The organism is Dokdonia sp. Asnod3-C12 (genome assembly GCF_045063975.1).
Classification (GTDB): Bacteria; Bacteroidota; Bacteroidia; order Flavobacteriales; family Flavobacteriaceae; genus Dokdonia.
Genome location: NZ_JBEFNY010000003.1, coordinates 3,194,683 through 3,215,534, shown reverse-complemented (window position 1 = coordinate 3,215,534; position 20,852 = coordinate 3,194,683). Strand labels below are relative to the sequence as shown.

11 protein-coding genes are annotated in these 20,852 nt (G+C 36.6%); 7 read left to right on the top strand and 4 right to left on the bottom strand.

The annotated features are described in order from the left end of the window. Window positions 1–108: 108 nt before the first annotated feature. The 4 genes from uvrA (at window position 109) to ACJJVW_RS14450 (ending at window position 9,205) form a co-directional block, all read left to right on the top strand. On the top strand, window positions 109–2,940 hold the full coding sequence (gene uvrA, locus ACJJVW_RS14465) for an excinuclease ABC subunit UvrA (protein ID WP_405252779.1): 2,832 nt from the start codon (window positions 109–111) through the stop codon (window positions 2,938–2,940). A 47-nt stretch (window positions 2,941–2,987) separates the two neighbouring features. After that, window positions 2,988–3,677, top strand: a complete 690-nt coding sequence (locus ACJJVW_RS14460; RefSeq protein ID WP_035337030.1) for a TIGR00730 family Rossman fold protein — start codon at window positions 2,988–2,990, stop codon at window positions 3,675–3,677. 93 nt (window positions 3,678–3,770) lie between these two features. Then, window positions 3,771–6,614: a metalloprotease gene (locus ACJJVW_RS14455; protein ID WP_405252777.1), complete on the top strand. Its 2,844-nt coding sequence runs from the start codon at window positions 3,771–3,773 to the stop codon at window positions 6,612–6,614. Between the two features lie 182 nt (window positions 6,615–6,796). After that, window positions 6,797–9,205, top strand: coding sequence for a thiamine pyrophosphate-dependent enzyme (locus tag ACJJVW_RS14450; protein ID WP_405252775.1), 2,409 nt, complete (start codon window positions 6,797–6,799; stop codon window positions 9,203–9,205). 102 nt (window positions 9,206–9,307) lie between these two features. On the opposite strand, the gene ACJJVW_RS14445 is transcribed toward ACJJVW_RS14450, so the two are convergent. Together ACJJVW_RS14445 and ACJJVW_RS14440 are read right to left on the bottom strand one after the other, a co-directional pair. Next, complete coding sequence (locus tag ACJJVW_RS14445; RefSeq protein ID WP_298324920.1) at window positions 9,308–9,832, bottom strand: hypothetical protein; 525 nt, start codon at window positions 9,830–9,832, stop codon at window positions 9,308–9,310. Between the two features lie 78 nt (window positions 9,833–9,910). After that, window positions 9,911–11,959 (bottom strand): HD family phosphohydrolase, encoded by a 2,049-nt coding sequence (locus tag ACJJVW_RS14440; RefSeq protein ID WP_405252773.1) that lies wholly within the window; start codon window positions 11,957–11,959, stop codon window positions 9,911–9,913. 139 nt (window positions 11,960–12,098) lie between these two features. Between ACJJVW_RS14440 and ACJJVW_RS14435 the strand changes: the two genes are divergently transcribed. Together ACJJVW_RS14435 and ACJJVW_RS14430 are read left to right on the top strand one after the other, a co-directional pair. Next, window positions 12,099–13,280, top strand: a complete 1,182-nt coding sequence (locus ACJJVW_RS14435; RefSeq protein ID WP_405252771.1) for an acetyl-CoA C-acyltransferase — start codon at window positions 12,099–12,101, stop codon at window positions 13,278–13,280. A gap of 15 nt (window positions 13,281–13,295) precedes the next feature. Further along, window positions 13,296–14,045: an NlpC/P60 family protein gene (locus tag ACJJVW_RS14430; protein ID WP_405252769.1), complete on the top strand. Its 750-nt coding sequence runs from the start codon at window positions 13,296–13,298 to the stop codon at window positions 14,043–14,045. A gap of 74 nt (window positions 14,046–14,119) precedes the next feature. Here ACJJVW_RS14430 and ACJJVW_RS14425 read toward each other — a convergent pair whose 3' ends face one another. Together ACJJVW_RS14425 and gyrA are read right to left on the bottom strand one after the other, a co-directional pair. Beyond that, window positions 14,120–15,376 (bottom strand): tetratricopeptide repeat protein, encoded by a 1,257-nt coding sequence (locus ACJJVW_RS14425; protein WP_405252767.1) that lies wholly within the window; start codon window positions 15,374–15,376, stop codon window positions 14,120–14,122. Between the two features lie 64 nt (window positions 15,377–15,440). Continuing rightward, window positions 15,441–17,987, bottom strand: coding sequence for a DNA gyrase subunit A (gyrA, locus tag ACJJVW_RS14420; protein WP_405252765.1), 2,547 nt, complete (start codon window positions 17,985–17,987; stop codon window positions 15,441–15,443). 251 nt (window positions 17,988–18,238) lie between these two features. Between gyrA and ACJJVW_RS14415 the strand changes: the two genes are divergently transcribed. After that, window positions 18,239–20,791, top strand: a complete 2,553-nt coding sequence (locus ACJJVW_RS14415) for an ATP-dependent Clp protease ATP-binding subunit (RefSeq protein WP_339844589.1) — start codon at window positions 18,239–18,241, stop codon at window positions 20,789–20,791. Window positions 20,792–20,852: the final 61 nt, after the last annotated feature.

Here is a 20,852-nt window from a genome sequence, read left to right as displayed (position 1 = left end):
GCGTAACAACAACAACTACCAATACCGTTAATATTAACAATCTCTTATAGTGCTACTCACTTTCTATTTAGGGCGCAAAGCGGTAAATTTGTTGCTTTGTAAAAATGTATGATAGATCACGAAGAACGTATTGAAGTTTATGGTGCTCGCGCCCACAACCTGAAGAATATAGATGTAATGATACCGAGAGAAAAACTCGTTGTAATTACAGGATTATCTGGAAGTGGAAAGAGTTCGCTAGCTTTTGATACCATCTATGCAGAGGGACAACGTCGTTACATAGAAACGTTTTCTGCATATGCACGACAGTTTCTAGGAGGATTAGAACGTCCAGATGTAGACCAAATTCTAGGCCTTTCTCCAGTAATTGCTATCGAGCAAAAAACTACTAGTAAAAGTCCGCGATCTACCGTGGGAACCATTACAGAAATTTACGATTTTTTACGTCTACTTTATGCGAGAGCGGCAGATGCCTACTCTTATAATACAGGCGAAAAGATGGTAAGTTACAATGATGAACAAATACAGAAGCTCATTACAGAGAGTTTTGAAGGTAAAAGGATTAACATCCTCGCTCCTACGATACGCTCGCGTAAAGGGCATTATAGAGAGTTATTTGAACAGATTGCAAAACAGGGTTTTGTTAAGGTTCGTGTAGATGGTGAGGTTAAGGATATTGTAAAAGGGTTAAAAGTAGATCGATACAAAGTACACGATATTGAGATTGTAGTAGATCGCATGCTTGTAAAGAAAGGTGATGACGATGATAAACGCTTGCGCGAAAGCATAAATACTGCAATGTATCACGGTGATGATGTGTTGATGGTGCTTGACCAAGACACGCAGGAAGTACGTTATTTCAGCCGAAACTTGATGTGTCCTTCTACAGGAATCTCATATCCTAATCCAGAACCAAATAACTTCTCCTTTAACTCCCCTAAGGGCGCTTGCCCTAATTGTAATGGTATAGGAGAACTATACAAAGTAAACCCTAAAAAGATAGTTCCAGACCCAAAGCAGTCTATTAACGCTGGCGGACTAGATCCTCATGGACCTAAGAAGAATAACTGGATCTTTAAACAACTTCAACTTATTGCAGAGAGATTTGACTTTAAACTCACAGACCCAATAGAAAAAATCTCTAAAGAGGCCATGGATTTTATATTCTATGGTGGAAATGAAAAGTTTTCTGTTTCCTCAAAGCAATTAGGCGTTACTAGAGATTATAAAATTGATTTTGAAGGGGTAGCAAATTTTATTGAAAATACCTTTAATGATAGCGAGTCTACTTCGCTTGTACGTTGGGCAAAAGGATACATGGATAAGGTAGCCTGTCCTGTATGTGAAGGATCAAGATTGCGCAAAGAATCACTCTACTTTAAGGTTGATGATCGCAGTATTGCAGACCTTGCTTCTATGGATATTCTTGAACTACAAGAGTGGTTTAAGACAGTAGAAAATCGACTAACTAGCAAGCAATTACAGATTGCATCTGAGATAATTAAAGAAATAAATTCAAGAATACAATTCCTTGTAGATGTAGGACTTACATATCTCAACTTAAATAGAAGCTCTAAGTCATTATCTGGAGGAGAGGCGCAGCGTATCAGGCTCGCTACACAGATAGGATCGCAACTTGTAGGCGTGTTATACATACTAGATGAACCTAGTATCGGGCTACATCAACGTGATAATGAAAAGCTTATTAATTCGCTTATCTCTTTGCGTGATATAGGTAACTCTGTCATCGTTGTAGAGCATGATAAAGATATGATTGAGCGTGCAGATCACGTGATTGATATAGGGCCAAGAGCAGGACGTTTCGGAGGAGAAATTATAAGCGAAGGGACTCCAGAAGATTTGCTTAAGCACCATACATTAACAGCACAATACTTGAATGGTGAGAAAGAAATTACCATCCCAAAACAACGCCGAAAAGGAAATGGTAAGTTTATAGAGCTTAAAGGAGCGACAGGAAACAATCTTAAAAATGTTTCTATTAAAATTCCTTTAGGTAAAATGATTGCTGTGACAGGAGTATCCGGTAGTGGTAAGTCTACGTTAATTAATGAGACGCTCTACCCTATCATGAATGCTCATTATTTTAATGGTGTAAAAGTACCTATGCCTTACAAGAGCATCAAGGGACTTGACGAATGTGATAAAGTAATAGATATAAATCAAACACCTATAGGGCGTACACCTAGATCTAATCCTGCAACGTACACTAAAGCCTTTGATGAAATAAGAAGTCTCTTTGCAAAAACTCCTGAGGCGCTTATACGAGGTTACAAACCTGGACGTTTTAGTTTTAACGTTACTGGTGGTCGCTGTGAGACGTGTAAAGGTGGAGGTTTAAGGGTGATTGAGATGAACTTCTTACCAGACGTTTATGTAGAGTGCGAGACCTGTCAAGGAAAACGTTTTAATAGAGAAACCTTAGAAATTCGTTATAAAGGAAAATCAATTTCTGATGTTCTTGAGATGACTATGACCGAGGCAGCAGACTTTTTTGAACCTATTCCAAAAATATATCGCAAGCTTAAAACAATAAAAGATGTAGGATTAGGCTATATTACGCTAGGACAACAGAGCACAACCTTATCTGGCGGTGAAGCGCAGCGTATTAAACTTGCGTCTGAGCTGAGCAAGAGAGATACTGGGAATACTTTTTACATACTAGATGAGCCTACCACAGGACTTCATTTTGAGGATATTAGGGTACTAATGGATGTACTCAACCGTCTTGTAGATAAAGGAAATACCATCCTCATTATTGAGCATAATCTCGATGTTGTAAAAACGGCAGATCACATCATAGATATAGGATATGAAGGAGGAAAAGGTGGAGGCGAGGTAGTTGCCATTGGTACTCCAGAACAAATAATTAAAAAAAACAAAGGATACACAGCCCAGTTCCTAAAGAAGGAAATGGCATAAAACTATATTTACAATATGGTTTTAAACTAACAACACTAAATATAATTATGAGCAACGAAAATAGACCTAAAGGCTGGAACGAGAAAAAAACAAATGATTCTTGGGCTATCTTTAAGATAATGGGAGAATTTGTAAATGGATTTGAAAAAATGAGCCGTATAGGTCCATGTGTATCCATTTTTGGAAGTGCGAGAACAAAGCCAGATAATAAGTATTACAAACTAGCTACCGAAGTTGCCGAAAAAATTGCAGATAACGGTTATGGTGTAATTACTGGTGGTGGTCCAGGTATCATGGAAGCAGGTAACCGTGGAGCACACCTTGCTGGCGGAACATCTGTAGGACTTAACATTGAACTTCCTTTTGAGCAACACGACAATCCATATATCGATAGTGATAAGAGTTTAGACTTTGACTACTTCTTCGTGCGTAAAGTGATGTTTGTAAAGTACTCACAGGGATTTGTAGTAATGCCAGGAGGTTTTGGTACTCTTGATGAACTTTTTGAGGCAATCACACTTATTCAAACACATAAAATTCAGAAGTTTCCTATTATTCTTGTTGGTACAGAATTTTGGGGAGGACTTATGGATTGGGTAAAGACAACTTTGCTTGATAGTTTCCAGAACATAAGCGCTGGAGATATGGATCTTATACACCTTGTAGATACTTCAGATGAGGTAATTGAGGTGCTTAATAACTTCTATGATGAATACCAATTGAGTCCTAATTTCTAAAGGTGTTACGCTTTCGCGAAAGCGTGAAAACTACATATAACAGTAAAACAAAAACAGTTTTTTCTATTACAAATTAACACATTCCCTTTCTAGTTGAGACACACCCTAAAATCTCTGTATGCTTTTATCTCATTGCTTCTCTTAAGTGTAGTAGCCACGAGTCAACATACCATGGAAATTAATGCACAATTAATTCCAGATGAACGGGCTATACATCTCAATCATACAATCACTTTTACAAATACGTCTAGTGATGTGTGGACAGATATATACTTAACAGACTGGGCACATAGTTTTTCTAGTAAAACCACACCACTAGCAAAGAGATTTTCTGAGTCTTTTGATAAGAAATTTCATCTTGCACCTGATAGTGATCGTGGTTTTACTAAAATGACTTCTATTGCGGGTCAGGGAACTATACTTCAATACACAAGACCAAAAAAGCACCCTGATATCATAAAGGTTTTGTTACATGAACCGCTAATACCAGGGGCTTCTGTAAGAATGACCCTTGATTATACTGTAGTACTTCCAGATGTAAAATTTACAGACTACGGGATTACTAAAAATGGTGATTATAACTTGAGATATTGGTTTGTAACACCTGCCGTATATAACAATGGCTGGGAGTATTATAGCAACAAGAATCTTAACGATCGTTATTTTCCCCAAACGGATATACGCTTACAATTTTCTATTCCAAGAGGATATCAGCTAGTAACAGACCTTGAGCAAAATGACATTAGCAGTTCACATATTCAAGGTGAGAGACTTACTGTGCTTACAGGTAAAAGTCGCACAGATGCTAAGATCTTTTTACTTAAAAACTCAAACTATGAAGAGGTTCAAACAGATTATGTAACCATTGTATCTAATCTGCATGACTACAGAATCCCTTCACCCTTAAGAGCTTTAATATCTGACCGCATTGCAGGTCATTTACATAAAAATTTAGGCCAGTATCCCTTTGATAAAATTCTTGTTACAGATCTTGACTATAAAGAACAACCAGTGTATGGGCTTAATCAGCTACCTAGTTTTATAAGTCCGTTTCCAGATGGTTTTCAATATGAAATTAAGCTTCTCAAGACTACAATAAATAATTATGTAAACAACACACTTCTAGTAAACCCAAGAACCGATAGATGGCTTATAGATGGCATTAAAGTTTACATGTTACAAAATTATATGGACACTTATTACCCTGATCTCAAGGTAGTAGGCTCTTTAGAAAAATACTGGCTTGTGCGACAGTTCTATGCTTCAGAACTTGAATTTAACGATCAGTTTAATATTTTATCTACTCATATTTCTAGATTAAATCTTGACCAACCGCTAGATACACCCTACGACGAGCTAATTAAATACAACAAGAATATAGGCACGTCGTACAAAAGTGGCGTAGGACTTAATTACCTCAATGATTACATAGGAGATAATAAACTTGATGAGATTATTAAGAATTTTTATCAAAAATATAAGTCTCAACCACTCACATCATCACAGTTTGAAAAAGAAGTCAATGCTCAAATTAACAAGGATGTAGATTGGTTTTTTAAAGATTACATAACTTCTAATAAACGAATAGATTACGCTTTAAAAAATTCTAAGGTTAAAGGCGATTCTATTTATGTTGATGTAAAAAAGAAAGAGCGACGCTCCTCTCCTATTTCTATATATAGCTTTAAGAATGATAGCCTTACAAGTAAGCGCTGGGTTTCTGGCACTCAGAAAATAGAAACACTTGCATACTCAAAAGAAGAAGCAGATAGGTTTGTTTTAAATTATGAGAATATCATTCCTGAAAATAACCTGAGAAACAACTACGAGAAACCCAATGCTTTTTTGAGCGTGGATAAACCCATACAACTGAAATTCTTGCAAGATTTTGAAAACCCTGCAAAGAATCAGTTGTTTGTAATGCCCGTTGCTCAGTTTAATATATATGATGGTTTTATTCCTGGCGTGAAGCTCTACAATAAAACACTTTTAACAAAAGCTCTTAATTACAAAATAGAACCTCAAATAGGTTTAAAGTCTAAAAAGCTTATAGGTAGCGCTTCTATATCGTATAGACATGACTATCAAAATCAAGGACTGTACGCATTGAGATATGGGATTTCTGGAAATCGTTTTTCTTATGCACCAGATTTATTATTTACAAGAGTTACACCGTTTGTAAATATGTCTTTTAGAACTTCAAACCTTAGGTCAAATAAGCGCCAGAGTGCATCTGCACGATTTGTAAGTGTACAACGACAAGAAGACCCCCTAGTCGCATTACCTACTCCTAATTATGATGTACTTAACTTAAGATACACAAGATCAAATCCGGGAATTATTCATACACTAAACGTTACAGGAGATTTACAGTTTGCAAAAAACTTCGGGAAAGTATCTGGTAATATATTTTATAGAAGACTCTTCCTTAATAATAGACAATTAAATGTGCGCTTATTTGGCGGTGTATTTACCTACAACAATACACAGGCAGATGGCAACTTTTTTAGCTTTGCGCTAGATCGACCAACAGATTATTTATTTGATTACAACTACTACGGGCGATCTGAAGATAGCGGTTTATTCTCTCAACAAATTATCATTGCCGAGGGTGGTTTTAAATCACAGCTTGATGATGTAGCCCCTGTATTTGCAAATGACTGGATGTTTACAGCAAATGCAAGTACCACCCTCTGGAAGTATTTTTATGCTTATGGCGATGTTGGGGTAGTTAAAAATAAGAAAGCAAACGGAAGACTTGTGTATGACTCTGGGATTCAAGTAAGTCTACTTGATGACTACTTCGAACTATATTTTCCTTTGTACTCTAATTTAGGCTGGGAAATAGGCCAACCTAACTATGACCAGAAGATTAGGTTCCAACTACAAATAAGTTTTGATACGGTGATAAGACTTTTTTCACGAAAGTGGTACTAAAGATTCTCAAAAAGGACCGTTTAAGTTGTCATATTCTTAATAAAATCAAAAAATCTTGATTTTTGTTGAAAATGGACTGCGTAAAAAGCACTTCTAATGCGAAAATTATAAGTATTTAACGCAGCTACATATTGCATTGTGGATATGTTTTGGCTATTTTTACAATCAAATCTTTTAAACTTATGGCAATTACTTCTAATACCAAAGCAGCATTATCTTATGATGACTTTAAAGAATCTGTTCTTGAAGATTATCGAATCGCTGTTACTAGTAGAGAATGTAGTCTTTTAGGACGTAGAGAAGTCCTTACAGGAAAGGCAAAATTTGGAATTTTTGGTGATGGAAAAGAGCTTCCACAGTTAGCATGGGCACGCGCTTTTAAAAATGGTGACTTTAGATCTGGATATTATAGAGATCAAACGTTCATGATGGCCATAGACCATTTATCTATAGAAGAATTTTTTGCTGGTTTATATGCACATACAGATATAGCATTTGACCCTATGAGTGCTGGAAAGCAAATGGGTGGTCACTTTGCAACACACAGTCTTGATAATGACGGTAACTGGAAAAACTTACTAGCTCAAAAGAATTCAAGCTCAGACATCTCTCCTACTGCTGGACAAATGCCTAGACTTTTAGGACTTGCGCAAGCTTCAAAAGTATACAGAAACGTTGCCGAAACTCAGAAAGAAAACTTCTCACATAATGGTGATGAAGTTGCTTGGGGAACGATAGGTAATGCTAGTACAAGTGAAGGTTTATTCTTTGAAACTATAAATGCTGCAGGTGTACTTCAAGTACCTATGGTAATAAGTGTTTGGGATGATGAATACGGAATTTCTGTTCACGCTAGACACCAAACTACAAAAGAGAGTATCTCTAAAATTCTTGCTGGTTTCCAGAGAGACGAAGAGGATAACGGATACGAGATTATCAAAGTAAACGGATGGGATTATCCTGCACTAGTAGATGCATATGAACGTGCTGGAAAAATAGCTCGTGAGGAGCATGTACCAGTTTTAGTCCATGTTGTTGAGCTTACACAGCCTCAAGGGCACTCTACTTCTGGATCTCATGAACGCTATAAAGATCAAGATAGATTACAATGGGAACGTGAGAATGACTGTAATGTACAGTTCAGAAGCTGGCTTATTGATCAAGGTCTAGCTACAGACGAGGAACTTACTGTTATAGATAAAGATCTTAAAAAGAAAGTGCGAGATGGCAAGAAAGCTGCTTGGGAAGCATTTTTAAGACCTATTAAAACCGAAAAAGAAAAAATCACAACAATCCTTGAAGCACTTATCAAGAGCTCAAGTAACGGAAGTTTTATAAAGCCACTTTTTGAAAAACTTGTAGAAAATAAGGAATCTCTTAAATGTGATTTACTTAGTACAGCGCGTAAGGCTTTACGTCTTACTATAGGTGAGGAATCTGATACTCACAAAGAACTCGCAGCATGGATTGATAACTATATTGCAACAATTCAACCACAGTACAGCGCACACTTATACAATGAAAATGGTAATGGTGCGACTTCAATAGAGGCTGTTGCCCCTACTTATGGAGAAGAAAACCTTGTAGATGGTCGCGTTATCTTAAGAGATAACTTTGATGCTATCTTTAGCAAATATCCTAATACACTAGTTTTTGGAGAAGATGCTGGAGCCATTGGTGATGTAAACCAAGGGCTAGAAGGAATGCAAGAGAAATACGGAGAGCATAGAGTTGCCGATGTAGGAATACGTGAAGCAACGATACTTGGTCAAGGAATAGGAATGGCGATGAGAGGCTTACGCCCTATTGCCGAAATTCAATACCTTGATTATATTCTATATGCAATCCAGATTATGAGTGATGATCTAGCGACATTGCGCTATAGAACTCATGGTAAACAAAAAGCACCACTTATCGTAAGAACTCGAGGTCACAGACTAGAGGGAATATGGCACAGTGGATCACAAATGGGAGCCATCGTACATCTTCTTAGAGGTATGTACATTCTTACTCCTCGTAACATGGTGAAAGCTGCTGGTTTTTATAACACACTATTAGAAAGTGATGAGCCTGCACTAGTTGTAGAATGCTTAAACGGTTACCGATTAAAAGAAAACTTGCCAACTAACATAGGAGAATTTAAAACTCCAATAGGTGTTGTCGAAACTGTAAAAGAAGGGACAGATATCACAGTCCTTTCTTACGGAAGTACACTGCGTATCGTTATGGAAGTTGCAAAAGAACTTCTAACTGTAGGTATCAACATCGAAGTAATTGATGCACAATCTTTATTACCATTTGACCTTAATCACGATGTTGTTGAGAGTATAAAAAAGACAAATCGTTTTATCGTTATAGATGAAGATATGCCAGGTGGAGCTAGTGCTTACTTACTTAATGCGGTATTAAATGAGCAAGATGCTTACAAATATCTAGATAGCAAGCCAGAAACGATGACCGCTAAAGCACATAGACCAGCGTATGGTACAGATGGAGATTACTTCTCTAAACCTTCGGCAGATGATATATTTGAGAAAATATACAGTATGATGAACGAAGTTAATCCTTCTAGTTTTCCTACTTTGAGATAAGAAACTTAGTCTAAATATAAAACGAGATACATTAATTTGTATCTCGTTTTTTTTTACGCTTTCGCGAAAGCGTAATGAGTTCAAACCATAAGAGAACATCGTTTATACTTGATTACTCTCGTAGTGTAATACTATATCCTTTTGCCTCGGTAACTCATAAATTTCTTCAATTATCCGAATACCCTCATCAATAATCATTATGAAATCATTTGTGGAAGTCGCTTTATAGAGTTTTCTATAATTAGCCATTTGATTGCCGTGCTTATCATTTTCGTAAGGCTTTATAAATCCTTCATTTAGAAGTCGCTCAATTTGTATGTTCGATAGTGTATCTTTTACTTTTAAAAATTCATTAGATACAGCCTCACACCATATTTCACCAGAGTTTGTAAGTAGAAGATACTGTAGGTAGTAGTTTTCGAAATCCAAAATCACAAAACTTCCATCCTGCTTCTTTTCAATGGACTTTAGAAAGTTTTCTTTTAAACCAGATATTTGCTCTGGATATTTATATGTATCTAAATCTTTTACTATTGGTTTGTCATAAAATTTAGTGACTTGAATTATCACAAAAAATAAGACTAAGCTACCTATAATAAGAATTAAGAAATAATAGACTTCTGACATAGTTGACTTTTTCCTGCGCTTTCGCGAAAGCGTTACTAACTAATATTACTCCGTTAGAATATACTTTTAATCTAGCTCCTATTCTGGATATTCAATCCTAAGGTGATAAATGTTATTAAGCTTCTTTTTAAGTACTTTCTTAATCTGCTGAATTTCTTTGAACGTAATATTTGCATTTAGAAACTGCCCTTCATCCATTTGCTTCTTGATTATCTTTTCTACAAAAGCATCTATAAGTGTTGAAGTTGGATTTTTAAGACTCTTGGAAGCAGCCTCTACACTATCTGCCATCATTAGTATCGCAGTTTCTTTACTAAAAGGTAACGGTCCTGGATATTGAAAATCTGTGATTAGTGTGTCTTCATTAATTTCCTTTTCCTTAAAATAAAAATATTGAACAGTACTGGTACCGTGATGCGTGCGTATAAAATCGATTACACGATCTGGTAAATTGTATTTGCGTGCGAGTTCAATTCCATTAATCACGTGATCTATTATTATACGCGCACTTTCTTTTGGCGATAAATCATCGTGACTATTAATACCTGTAGCTTGGTTTTCTGTAAAATCTGTGGGGTTTTCTATTTTACCAATATCATGATAAAGAGCTCCTACCCTAACAAGCATGGCGTTTGCACCTATTTCATTTGCTGCTGCTTCAGATAAGTTTGCCACATTGAGACTGTGGTGAAAAGTACCAGGAGCTTCATCTGCGAGGCGCTTGAGAAGCTTTGAGTTAGTATCTGATAATTCTAATAGTGAAACATCACTCACCAAACCAAAAACCTTTTCATAAATATAGATGAGCGGCTGTACAAATAGTGTTGCTAGACCAGCGAGTAAAAACATACCGAAGTCTTCCCACTGCAGCCCCTCCATTCCACCTTCACTTATAATATTAAATGCAAAATATGCTAGAATATAAATTAGTGTAATTTGACCTATGGAGATAAAGAGATTTGCTCTTTTATATAATTCTGGTATTGTTAAAATAGTTACGATACCCGCAATGACTTGTAAGAAAAAATATTCAAAACTATCTGGCACTATAAATCCTAATAATAGTATTGCAATTACATGTGTAAAAAGTCCCAATCGAGCATCAAAAAATGCTTTGATAATGAGTGGTAGTATACACATAGGTACAGCATATACATACTGAGGACTCCACTTTACAACTATCGTTGTAAGAAGCACCATCACTAGAACATTAAAAAATATAAAGGTTACTTTAGTATTATTTAAAAATACGGATAGCCTATATGTACGTATAAAAAGAAGCAACATTACTAGTGCTAACAGCACTAATAAGATGTATCCAAAGAGCACCCAATTATAACGCGAATCACTTATGTTTTGCGACTCGTATTTGGCTTTTAGAGATAGTAATTTTTGCAGATTATCACCTTCTACGAGCTCTCCTCTTGCTATCACAATACTTCCCTTAGGCACTATATTGCGTGTTTCTGAAATCTGACCAAGCTCTATATCAAGTGTCTCCTTTGTAAGAACTTCATCTAACGAAACATTTGCTTCTAGTCCATCAAAATAAAGCTGAAGATATTTATTAGAATATGCTGCATAAGCACCATTCTCAATGACAGATGTAAGATCATCTGTTACATTATTAAGCACTGAAATTTGGTTTAACCTCATTTCATATACTTCATTTCCTTTTTTTATGAAGATTAGTCGGCCAGAATCATAGACAGGTTTGTTTTTTATAACACCAGTTTTGTAAACTCCTTTTAGCAAATTACTTCCATACCTTCTCAATTCTGGTTTTGGAAATTGATAATCAATACTATCTGGAAATACCTTATCAAAATTCTCATCATAAGATGCTATGATGTTATCTACAATGCCTTGATTATAATTAAAGTACACTGCAGATTGAGACTTTACCTGACTACGTTCTTCTTCAAGTTCTGTAGTACTCTTTAAAATAGCAAAATCCTCATCTGCATAAAGATTTTCATACTGCCATGGAAATCCCTTTTGAATCTCATATTGAAATTTTCCGCTTTTCGGAAAAAAATAAACAATAAATCCTGCACAAATAAAGACAAGCAAGAGCTTGTAGATGAGATCTTGATGTTTATAAAACTTTTGTGCAGTGCTGCTCATAGGGTTGTCTAGTATGAAGCTAAAGTACTAAATTATTATCGCTTGATATACCACTTAGAGCGTCGCTATAGATTCTAAAATCTTCAAATTTTCCTTACATTCGCAAGAGAAAAATTTAGTACTTCAAACACACAAATATATGAGTAAGAACGTTGTTATAGTTGCGGCTGCACGCACACCGATAGGGAGTTTCATGGGAGCTTTATCCTCTGTTACTGCTAGTAAACTTGGATCAATCGCTATAAAAGGCGCTTTAGATAAAATTAACCTTGACCCCTCACTTGTAAGTGAAGTATATATGGGTAACGTGGTACAAGCTGGTGTAGGCCAAGCACCTGCTAGACAAGCTGCACTAGGAGCTGGAATTCCAGATACTGTGCCTTGTACTACTGTAAATAAAGTATGTGCTTCAGGAATGAAAGCTGTGATGATGGCTACACAAGCTATTGCTCTAGGAGATGCAGATATTATTGTTGCTGGTGGAATGGAAAACATGAGTCTTATTCCTCATTATGTTCAGTTACGTAATGGACATAAATTTGGACCGCAGACTATGGTAGACGGTATGCAAAAAGACGGTCTTGTAGATGCTTATGATGGTAACGCGATGGGTGTATGTGCAGATGCATGTGCAACTGAATATAAATTCTCACGTGAAGATCAAGATGCTTATGCTATCCAATCTTATAAGCGTAGTGCTGCTGCTTGGGAAGCTGGAAAGTTTGATAATGAAGTAGTACCAGTTCCGGTACCACAAAGACGTGGAGATGATGTTATCGTATCTCGCGATGAAGAATTTACAAATGTAAAAATGGAAAAAATTCCTGCTTTACGTCCTGCATTCTCAAAAGACGGAACAGTAACTGCTGCAAATGCATCTACAATTAACGATGGCGCTGGTGCTGTAATCGTAATGAGTGAAGAAAGAGCAAAAGAGCTTAACCTTACTCCACTTTGTACTATAAAAAGTTATGCAGATGCTGCACATGAGCCAGAGTGGTTTACTACTGCACCTTCAAAAGCATTACCTAAGGCTCTTGCAAAGGCAGGTGTAGCTCAAAGCGATATTGAGTTTTTTGAGTTTAATGAAGCATTCTCTGTAGTAGGTCTAGCAAATATGAAAATATTAGGCTTAACAGACGAAAACGTAAATGTAAATGGAGGAGCTGTTTCTTTAGGACATCCATTAGGATGTAGTGGAGTGCGTATTCTTATTACACTCATGAATGTATTGAAGCAAAATGATGCAACACTAGGTGCTGCCGCGATTTGTAATGGTGGTGGAGGTGCTTCTGCCATGGTAATAGAAAATCACAAATAAGAATAGTTATACCCTATGCGATACGGTATTTGCCAGCTTAGTATAGTCCCTATGCGCGCCGAACCTTCGGATCCTAGCGAACTTGTAAATCAAGTTCTATATGGTGAACATTTTAAGGTTGTGGAGCAACGCAAGCAATGGAGCCGTATTAAACTTTCTCATGATAAATATGAGGGATGGATTGATAATAAGCAATACGTAGAGATTAGTGAGGAGGAGTACGCTTTCGCGAAAGCGCAACAAACCACACTCACCACAGATCCTGTACAATTTATCACAACAGAACATAACCAACTACTTACGGTAGTGCTAGGTTCTTCTGTTGAAAATATTGCGCTTCTTAAAGATTCTTACGATGGCAATAGTCACACTGGAAAAACATCCAGAACGCAGCTTGTGGAAACAGCACTACTCTATCTGAAAACTCCATATTTATGGGGCGGAAGGACAACCTTTGGTATAGATTGTAGTGGTTTTACTCAAATGGTGTATCGACTTAATGGCTTTGAACTTAAAAGGGATGCTTCACAACAAGCAACACAAGGTGAAGCATTAAGTTTTATAGAGGAAAGTGAACCTGGTGATCTAGCATTTTTTGACAATACAGAGGGATTAATTACACACGTAGGTATTATTATGGAAGATAATTATATCATACACGCTCATGGCGAAGTGAGAATTGATCGCTTAGATCATTCTGGTATTTATAATGTACATAAGGGTGTACACACTCATAAATTAAGAGTGATTAAGAAAATTATATAGTTTAGATTTAAAATATCTCACAAAAAAATAGCCACTCAAATGAGTGGCTATTTTAATTTATAGAAGATAGAAGATTAGTTTCCTCCTTCTAGTTTTTCAATGTTTGCTTTCATTGCATCTGCCTTAGATGTTTCACCTAGTTGCTCATAGATTCCGTAAAGAGATCTTGCTACATCAAGGTAATCAGGCTTTGCTGCTAGCGCTTTTTCTAAGTAAGGAACAGCATTCTTGTAAACATCCTGACGTTTAACTTTTAAAGCATCATACTTGTCATAGTCTGCTTTTGAAGTCCCTAAACTGTTCATCTCATCTACAATTGCACGCTCATCAGATAAGATAAGAACAGCAATGTTATTATAAGCTGCAGCATACGTAGGATCAAGCTCAACAGCCTTCATGTAATATTCCTTTGCCTTTTCCTTGTTTCCTTGCTGATCAGAACTTACACCTAGGTTATATAATAACTCTGGATTGTTAGGGTCTTTCTCAAGAACTTTTGCAATTACTTCCTGGTACTTATCCATTTTCTTCATCTTAAGGTAGATATCTGCCTCAGAACGTAATAATAAGATATCATCTGGATTCTCTTTACGAGCATCTGCCATTGCAGCAAGCGCCTTTTCATTTTCATCCTTAGAGATGTAAATAAGAGCGATGTTTTTTGCAATCTCCGCACTTTTAGAATCTCCTAACTGCTCTTCTGGTTTTACGTGAGTTTTAGCAAGTACTTGAAGATCTCTTTCTTGTTTACTTGCGAAATTTTCAACTTCGCTTGTCTCAACATTAGTTGCTACGTAAGAAACTTCTCTTCCTTTAAAACCTAAGTCTTTAAGCTGCTCATAATAACCTAATGCAGTATCGTAATCTTTTCCATTGATTGCGTTTGATGCTGCAAAGTATAAGTATACAGTATCCTTCTTACTTAAGTTATATGCTTTTTCAAGTTTTGTTGCTGCACTTGCATAATCTTGACCATTTTGATCTGCTACTGCACCGTTGATGTAAGCATTTGTAACATTTGCAAGACCTGCTTCTGCTTCACTAGCATATTTTGTGTCTTTAAGATCTGCAAAGGCAGTCGCAGCTTTTTCAAGATCGGCTGGATTTTGATTATCTACTCCTAAATATGCCTGAGCTTTAAGAAGCATGAACTTCTCTTTTGTTTTCTCATCCATATTAGCTGTAAGAGCTTCGGCAGCTCCTAGTAGCGTTTTTGCTTCAGTATAGCTTCCAGACTTAATAGCCTTCTCTATAGCTTTTACTTCCTTTTTCTGTGCAAATGCCATTGATGTTGCGGCAAGTGCTATTGCTAAAATTAGTTTACTTTTCATTGTAATGGTTTAATTAATATAAGGGTTTCAAAATTACTACTTTTTTATCAACCCTTGATTATCGCTACTCCTCTTCATCAGATGAGTTTTGTTCTTGGGCAGTTGACTCTCCAGTAGGGTTCTCAGTAGTTTCACCTACCACTCCTTCTAGATCTTCTTCATCTATTGCATCATCGTCGCTTTTTACTTTGGCAACAGCTGCAATAGAATCATTTCCTTTAAGATTTATAAGTCTAACACCTTGTGTTGCTCTACCCATAACTCTAAGAGAAGCTACTTCCATTCTTATGGCAATACCAGATTTATTGATAATCATAAGATCATCCTCATCTGTTACATTTTTAATAGCTACAAGTTCACCGGTTTTCTCTGTTACAGAAATAGTTTTTACACCTTTTCCTCCACGGTTAGTAATTCTGTAATCTTCAAGACTACTACGCTTACCATATCCTTTTTCTGAAACAACTAGAATATTGCTTTCTACGTCATTTACAGAAACCATACCTATGACCTCGTCTTGATCATTTGCAAGAGTTATGCCACGAACGCCAGAAGCGTTTCTTCCCATAGGTCTTGTCTTGCTTTCTTCAAAGCGTATCGCCTTACCAGACTTGAGTGCAAGCATTACTTGACTTTCTCCTGTAGTAAGTTTTGCAGATAGTAATTCATCATCATCCTTAATAGTAATTGCATTAATACCATTAGTACGAGGACGAGAATATTGCTCTAAAGCCGTCTTCTTTACTTGTCCTTTTTTAGTAGCCATAATGATAAAGTGATTATTGATGTATTCCTCATCTTTTAAATCACCAGTACATACAAATGCTTTTACTTCATCATCTTGTTCTATATTGATAAGATTTTGAATCGCACGACCTTTTGAAGTTTTACTACCTTCTGGAATTTCAAATACACGCATCCAGAAACATTTTCCTTTTTGAGTGAAGAATAACATGTACTGGTGGTTTGTACCCACAAATAAGTGCTCTAGGAAATCCTCATTACGAGTAGTAGATGCTTTTGTACCTACTCCTCCTCTATTTTGTGTTTTATATTCTGTAAGTGAAGTTCTCTTAATATATCCAGCATTTGATATGGTAATTACCACTTTCTCATCTGGAATAAGATCTGTGATACTCACATCTCCTCCAGCATACTCAATAACAGAACGACGCTCATCACCATATTTATCTTTGATTTCTTGAAGCTCTTCTCTAATGATCGTCATACGACGTTCTTTATGAGCAAGAATATCTTTTAAATCATCAATAGTTTTCATGATTTCGTCATACTCTGTACGCAACTTGTCTTGTTCCAGACCTGTAAGTTGACGTAAACGCATCTCTACAATCGCCTTTGCTTGAATTTCAGAAAGCTTAAAGCGTTCAATTAAGTTGTTACGAGCTTCATCACCGTTTGCACTTGCACGTATAATTGCAATTACTTCGTCTATATTATCAGATGCTATGATAAGTCCCTCAAGAATGTGAGCACGATCTTCAGCTTTTTTAAGCAAGTATTCTGTTCGTCGTACTACCACTACGTGACGGTGCTCTACAAAATGATGAATCATGTCCTTAAGATTAAGCATCTCAGGACGTCCATTAACTAAGGCAATATTATTAACACTAAAAGAAGATTGTAGTGCAGTATATTTATATAATTTATTAAGAACGATATTAGGAATACCATCACGTTTAATTACATAAACGATACGCATTCCATTACGGTCAGATTCATCACGAATAGCAGAGATCCCTTCGATCTTCTTATCGTTAATCATATCTGCCGTTTTCTTGATCATATCTGCCTTATTGACTTGATATGGTATCTCCGTAACGATGATACACTCACGACCTTTAACTTCTTCAAACTCTGCCTTTGCACGCATTACAACACGCCCACGACCAGTTTTAAAAGCTTCTCTTACTCCGTCATAACCATAAATGGTACCACCAGTAGGAAAATCTGGAGCTTTTACATGCTCCATTAATTGATCTATAGTAACGTCATTATTATCTATGTAAGCATGTATACCGTCTACAACCTCAGAAAGGTTGTGTGGAGGCATATTTGTAGCCATACCCACTGCAATACCAGAAGCACCATTAATAAGTAAGCCTGGCACTCTTGTAGGAAGCACCGTAGGCTCCTTAAGAGTATCATCAAAGTTAAGTTGATGATCTACAGTGTCCTTATCAATATCTGCAAGCATATCTTCAGATATCTTTTGCATTCTAGCCTCCGTATAACGCATTGCTGCTGGGCTATCACCATCCACAGACCCAAAGTTACCTTGACCATCTACGAGCATGTAACGTAAGCTCCATTCTTGAGCCATACGCACCATAGCGTCATATACAGAGGTATCTCCGTGTGGGTGATACTTACCTAATACTTCTCCTACTATTCTAGCACTTTTTTTATGAGCACCGCTTGCTCGTATTCCTAACTCGTGCATCCCAAAAAGAACACGACGGTGTACTGGTTTAAGACCATCGCGTACATCGGGTAATGCACGTGACACGATAACCGACATCGAGTAATCGATGTAAGCAGATTTCATTTCATCTTCAATATTAATCGAGATCAGCTTTTCTCCTGCAGCCATATATAAATTGATTAGATTTTATGTCAAAATTTTACTAGCTAGCAATTTAAGCATTTTGAAGGTTTTTTAAGGGTTCACGCTTTCGCGAAAGCGTACTATTTATCAACAAATTTTAACAAAGTCTTTTAATAACTACCTAAAGCCCTTGAAGGCAAATTGTCAGGTATTTTTGGTAATTTGGACTAATGACTTTAAGCGGAATGATTTTTGAACCAGTTTGCTTAAATTTACCTTAGAAAGAGAAGATAGATATGGACGATAATTTTTCACCAAGAGTAAAAGATGTGATTGCTTATAGTAAGGAAGAGGCCTTGAGATTAGGTCATGACTTTATAGGTACGGAGCACTTACTACTTGGCTTATTAAGAGACGGAAGCGGTAAAGCAATCGATATTTTAGGAGCTTTAAATATAGACTTAGAGCACTTAAGGCGTAAGGTTGAGATACTAAGTCCGGCAAACCCCAACTTGAACTTACAGAGTAACGATAAGAAAAACTTACACCTTACTCGCCAGGCAGAGCGTGCACTTAAGACCACATTCTTAGAAGCAAAGCTTTTTCAAAGTTCATCAATAAATACGGCTCACTTATTATTATGTGTATTGCGTAATGAAAATGATCCTACCACAAAACTGCTCAATCGACTTAAAGTAGATTATGACAGTGTAAAAGACCAATTTAAACTAATGATGGCAAACGAAAGCGATGAATATATAGAGCCTATTAAGTCAGAATCTTTTAGTGATGATGCCGATAATAGTGATGAAGGATCAAAAGAAAATCCTTTTAACAGCCCTACTACGCCTAAAGGAGGAAAGAAAAGTAAAACACCTGTTCTAGATAACTTTGGTAGAGACCTTACTGCAATGGCAGACGAGGGTAAACTTGATCCAGTAGTAGGACGCGAGAAAGAAATAGAACGTGTCTCTCAGATTTTGAGCAGACGTAAAAAGAATAACCCTCTTTTAATAGGAGAACCTGGAGTAGGTAAATCTGCTATTGCAGAAGGACTTGCTTTACGCATTGTACAACGCAAGGTATCTCGTATACTTTTTGACAAGCGTGTAGTTACTCTTGATCTTGCTAGCCTTGTGGCTGGAACAAAGTATAGAGGACAGTTTGAAGAACGCATGAAAGCTGTGATGAATGAGCTTGAGAAGAATGATGATATTATTCTTTTTATTGATGAAATTCACACGATTGTAGGTGCAGGTGGAGCAACAGGATCTCTTGATGCATCAAATATGTTTAAACCAGCTTTAGCTCGAGGCGAAATACAATGTGTTGGAGCTACTACGTTAGATGAATTCCGTCAGCATATAGAAAAAGATGGAGCCCTAGAGCGTCGTTTCCAAAAAGTAATCGTAGAGCCTACAACAGTTGAAGAAACTATTGAAATCCTACAAAACATTAAAGGAAAATACGAAGAGCATCATAACGTAACATATACGGATGAGGCTATTGAAGCTTGTGTAAAGCTCACTAATAGGTATATGACAGACAGATTTCTACCAGACAAGGCTATTGATGCGCTGGATGAGGCTGGATCTCGTGTGCATATTACTAATATAGATGTCCCAAAGAAAATTCTAGAACTAGAAAATAAACTTGAAGAGGTAAGAGAACTCAAAACATCTGTTGTTAAAAAGCAGAAGTATGAAGAGGCTGCGAAGTTAAGAGATGACGAGAAAACCTTAGAAAAGGAACTTGCAATCGCTCAAGAGCGCTGGGAGGAAGATGCGAAGCTTCATAAAGAAGAGGTATCTGAAGATAATGTTGCAGATGTAGTGAGTATGATGACGGGAATCCCTGTTAATCGTATTGCACAAACAGAAAGTAACAAACTTGCCGAACTACCTGCTATCATTAAGAAAAATGTAATAGGTCAGGACGAAGCAGTTGCTAAAGTAGCTAAGGCTATACAACGTAACAGAGCAGGATTAAAAGATCCTAATAAGCCTATAGGTTCATTTATTTTCTTAGGACAAACTGGTGTAGGTAAAACGCAACTAGCAAAAGTCCTTGCAAAGGAACTATTTGATAATCAAGATGCACTCATACGTATTGATATGAGTGAGTACATGGAGAAATTCTCAATATCTAGATTAGTAGGAGCGCCTCCTGGATACGTAGGTTATGAAGAAGGTGGACAACTTACAGAAAAAGTGCGTCGTAAGCCTTATGCAGTAGTACTTCTTGATGAAATAGAAAAAGCGCATCCAGATGTGTTTAATATGCTATTGCAAGTACTAGACGATGGTTTCTTAACAGATTCTTTAGGTCGTAAAATCGATTTTAGAAATACAATCATCATTATGACATCTAATATAGGTGCAAGAAAACTCAAAGACTTTGGTCAGGGAGTTGGTTTTGGTACCGCTACTCGTAAAACTCAAGTAGACGATAATGCTAGAAGTATTATCCAGAATGCACTTAAAAAGGCCTTTGCACCTGAGTTTTTAAATCGTGTGGATGATGTTGTAGTATTTAATGCACTAGAGCGTGAGGATATTCATAAAATCATTGATATTGAACTTGCAAAACTATTTACTAGAATCAAAGACTTAGGATATGACTTATCTCTTAGCGAAAAAGCTAAAGATTACATAAGTGATAAAGGATTTGATAAAGAGTATGGAGCAAGACCGCTTAAGAGAGCTATTCAAAAATATATTGAAGATGCACTAGCTGAGGAGATTATAAATTCTCAACTAAAAGAAGGTGACAGTATCTTCATGGATTTTGATGAGAAGAAAGAAGAACTAGTAATTGATATAAAAAAGGCAGCACCGACAGAGTCGTAGTTAAAGCCACATATTTATAAAAATCCCCGAAAGGTCTAATTGACTTTTTGGGGATTTTTTT